The organism is Desulfuromonadales bacterium (genome assembly GCA_035620395.1).
In the GTDB taxonomy this organism is placed as follows: domain Bacteria; phylum Desulfobacterota; class Desulfuromonadia; order Desulfuromonadales; family DASPGW01; genus DASPGW01.
Window position 1 is genome coordinate 1 of sequence record DASPGW010000310.1, and the last position, 3824, is coordinate 3824.

The following is a 3824-nucleotide window of genomic DNA, read 5'->3' on the forward strand; positions in this document are numbered from 1 at the left end:
GTTCTTCACCACTTTCCATCCGCATCCGACCGGCGGCACGGTGAAGATCACCTGCTGCGACGCCTCGGCAATGCTGGAGGATTGCTACGGCGGCTACGAGCAGGTAGTGGGGTTCTCGGCGACGCTGAAGCCCTTCGACTACTACGTGCGGCTCTCCGGCCTGGATGCGGCCAAGGTGCGGACGGCGGAATTCGCCAGTCCCTTCCCGAAGGAGCGGCGCAAGCTGCTGATCATCCCGCAGGTCTCCACCCGGTACAGCAGGCGGGAGGGCAACTACGCGAGGATCGCCGAAGCTGTCCAGCGGATCACGACCCTGCGCCGCGGCAATTATTTTGTCTTCCTGCCGAGCTTCGACTTTCTCGAAAGGGTGGCTGCTCTCTTCCGGCCGCCGGAAGGCTTCACCGTGCTGCGGCAGGAGCGGAGCATGAAAGCGGCTGCCGTCGACGCCATCGTCGAGGCTCTGCGCAGCCAGGACGTGCCGACGATCGTCTTTGCCGTGCAGGGGGGCTCGTTCTCCGAGGGGGTGGACTACGCGGGGGAGACGGTCATCGGCGCCTTCGTGGTCGGCCCGCCGCTGCCCAGCTACGATCTGGAACGGGAGCAGATGCGGGAGTACTACCAGCGGCAGTACGGCGCCGGCTTCGACTATGCCTACGTGATCCCGGCCATGGCCAAGGCGGTCCAGGCGGCCGGCCGGGTGATCCGCTCCGAGACGGACCGCGGACTGATCGTCCTGATGGACAGCCGGTTCGTCGAGCCGGAGTACGCCCGGTCGATGCCGGGCGACTGGTTCGAGGCGGAGGCGACGGAGCTGGTTTCCGACGGCATCCTGAGGGACGTCAACGCTTTCTGGAATTTATAATTGCGGGCAAGCAAGCTGTTTCAGGGGAAAGCCCCCTGACCACTGACCCCTGAAAACGAGGAGCTCCTCATGAACACTCCCCGCACCATCTATCGCAAGGACTATACCCCTCCCCCCTACCTGGTCGACGCCATCGAGCTGCACTTCGACCTCGACCCGGAGCGCACCGTCGTCCGCTCGCGCCTGCAGCTGCGCCGCAATCCGGCGGCGGCCGCCGCAGCGGCGCCGCTGGTCCTCGACGGCCAGGAGCTGGAGCTGCTCGGCATCGAGCTCGACGGCAAGCCGCTGGCCATCGACCGGTTCCGGGTCGACGCCGAGAGCCTGACCATCGACAGGATCCCCGAACGCTGCGAGCTGGCGGTGACGACCGCCATCCGTCCGGCGGCCAACACCGCCCTGGAGGGGCTCTACGTCTCGAGCGGCAACTTCTGCACCCAGTGCGAGGCGGAGGGGTTCCGGCGCATCACCTACTACCCCGACCGTCCCGACGTCATGGCGCGCTTCACCACCACGGTGGCCGGCGACCGCGAACGCTACCCGGTGCTGCTCTCCAACGGCAACCCGGTGGCGCAAGGGGCGCTGGCGGACGGCCGCCACTTCATCACCTGGGAGGACCCTTTCCCCAAGCCCTCCTACCTCTTCGCCCTGGTTGCCGGAGTGCTGGTCTGCATCGAGGATATCTTCGTCACCGCCTCCGGACGGGAGGTGGCGCTGCGCTTCTACGTCGAGGAGCGCAACCGCGACAAGTGCACCCACGCCGTGGAGAGCCTGAAGAAGGCGATGGCTTGGGACAAGCGAACCTTCGGCCTGGAGTACGACCTCGACATCTACATGGTGGTGACGGTCGACGACTTCAACATGGGGGCGATGGAGAACAAGGGGCTCAACGTCTTCAACTCCAAGTACGTCCTCGCCCTGCCGGAGACGGCCACCGACGTCGACTACCAGGGGATCGAGGGGGTGATCGGCCACGAGTACTTCCACAACTGGACGGGGAACCGGGTGACCTGCCGCGACTGGTTCCAGCTCTCCCTCAAGGAGGGGCTGACGGTCTTCCGCGACCAGGAGTTCTCCGCCGACATGACCAGCCGCGCCGTCAAGCGCATCCAGGACGTGCGGGTGCTGCGCAACGGCCAGTTCCCCGAGGACGCCGGTCCCCTGGCCCACCCGGTGCGCCCCGACTCCTACCAGGAGATCAACAACTTCTACACCATGACCGTCTACAACAAGGGGGCCGAGGTGATCCGCATGCAGCACACGCTGCTCGGCGCCGCCGGCTTCCGCAAGGGGCTGGAGCTCTACTTCCAGCGCCACGACGGCCAGGCGGTGACGGTGGACGACTTCGTGGCGGCGATGGCCGACGCGGGCGGCGCCGACCTGGAGCAGTTCAAGCGCTGGTACTCACAGGCCGGCACGCCGGTGCTCACCGCCCGCGGCGCCTGGGACGGGGCGGCGAAGAGCTACACCCTGACCCTCTCGCAGCAGACCGCGCCGACTCCGGGGCAGGAGTGCAAGGAGCCCTTCCACATCCCGGTGACGGTGGGGCTGCTCGGGAGGGACGGCAACGACCTGCCGCTGCGCCTCGCCGGAGAGGACGCGGCCGGCGGGACGACCCGGGTGCTTCAGCTGCGGGAGACCGAGCAGAGCTTCACCTTCCTCGACGTCCCCGAGCCGCCGGTCCCCTCGCTGCTGCGCGGCTTCTCGGCGCCGGTTCGGCTGGAGATCGACCTTTCCGACGCCGACCTCGCCTTCCTCTTCGCCCACGACAGCGACCCCTTCAACCGCTGGGAAGCCGGCCAGCAGCTCGCCGTCAAGGTCCTGCTGGCCCTCGTTGCCGATGCCCAGGCCGGACGCGAGTTGCGCCTCCCCGACCATTTTCGGGACGCCTTCCGCAGCGCCCTCACTGACGCTGGCGCCGACCCCGCCCTCCTCGCCCAGGCGCTGCTGCTGCCCACGGAGGGATATCTCGCCGAGCAGATGGCGGTCGCAGACCCCGACGCCATCCACGTCGCCCGGGAGTTCGTCCGCGCCACCCTCGGCACCGGGCTGCAGAGGGAGCTGCAAACGGCCTACATGCTCCACCGGGTCGAAGGCCCCTACCACCCCGAGCCGGCGGCGGTGGGGCGGCGCAGCCTGCGCAACCTCTGCCTCGCCTACCTGGCGGCGAGTGGCCATCCCAGAGGGGTGGGCCTCGCCGAGCGCCACTACCGGCAGGCGGACAACATGACCGACGCCATGGCCGGGCTGGCGGTGCTGGCGGGCGGCGAGAGCGACCTGCGCTCCCCGGCCCTCGGCGATTTCTACGAGCGCTGGCAGCACGATCCGCTGGTGGTCGACAAGTGGCTCTCGCTGCAGGCGATGGCGCCGCTGCCGGGGACCCTCGGCGAGGTCGAGCGGCTCCTCTCCCATCCGGCCTTCACCCTCAGGAACCCCAACAAGGTGCGGGCACTGATCGGCTCCTTCGCCCACGGCAACCCGGTCTGCTTCCACGCCGCCGACGGCAGCGGCTACCGCTTCGTCGCCGAGCGCATCCTCGAACTCGATCCCCTCAACCCCCAGGTGGCGGCGCGCCTCGCCGGGGCCTTCGGGCGCTGGCGGCGCTTCGACGAAGGGCGCCAGCAGCTGATGCGCGAGCAGCTGCAACGGATACTTGCCGCGCCGCAGCTTTCGCGGGATGTTGCCGAGGTGGTCGGCAAGACTTTGGGGTGAACCTGGGGCGGGATGGCGAGGGGGGGACAGGCCGGCGGAGGTGGTTTTGGGGAGTATTCTGTGGGGGACGGGGACGTTGGTAACTAATGTAACTTTTTCAGCCCCTTAAGACGAATAAGTTACAAAAGTTACCAGCGTCCCTTGACCCCTGGCACCTTATTCTTCCCTCGTCGGCGTCCCCTCAGCCCTGGTGTTCTCTCATATGACGAAAATCAAACAATATCAAATTGATGCCTTTGCAACCCGACCCTTC

General features: G+C 67.5%; 2 protein-coding genes. Both read left to right on the plus strand.

Annotated features, from left to right (window positions below):
- A partial coding sequence (locus VD811_16580) for a helicase C-terminal domain-containing protein (protein HXV22602.1) occupies nt 1-862 on the plus strand: 862 nt, incomplete at its 5' end.
- Nucleotides 863-931: 69 nt separating this feature from the next.
- Nucleotides 932-3571 carry an aminopeptidase N gene (gene pepN / locus VD811_16585; protein HXV22603.1) on the plus strand — a complete coding sequence of 880 codons (2640 nt, stop codon included), beginning with the start codon at nt 932-934 and terminating at the stop codon, nt 3569-3571.
- Nucleotides 3572-3824 lie beyond the last annotated feature (253 nt).

Coding starts and splice junctions, on each gene's coding strand:
- pepN (HXV22603.1), top strand. CDS start 932: ATGAACACTCCCCGCACCATCTATCGCAAGGACTATACCCCTCCCCCC.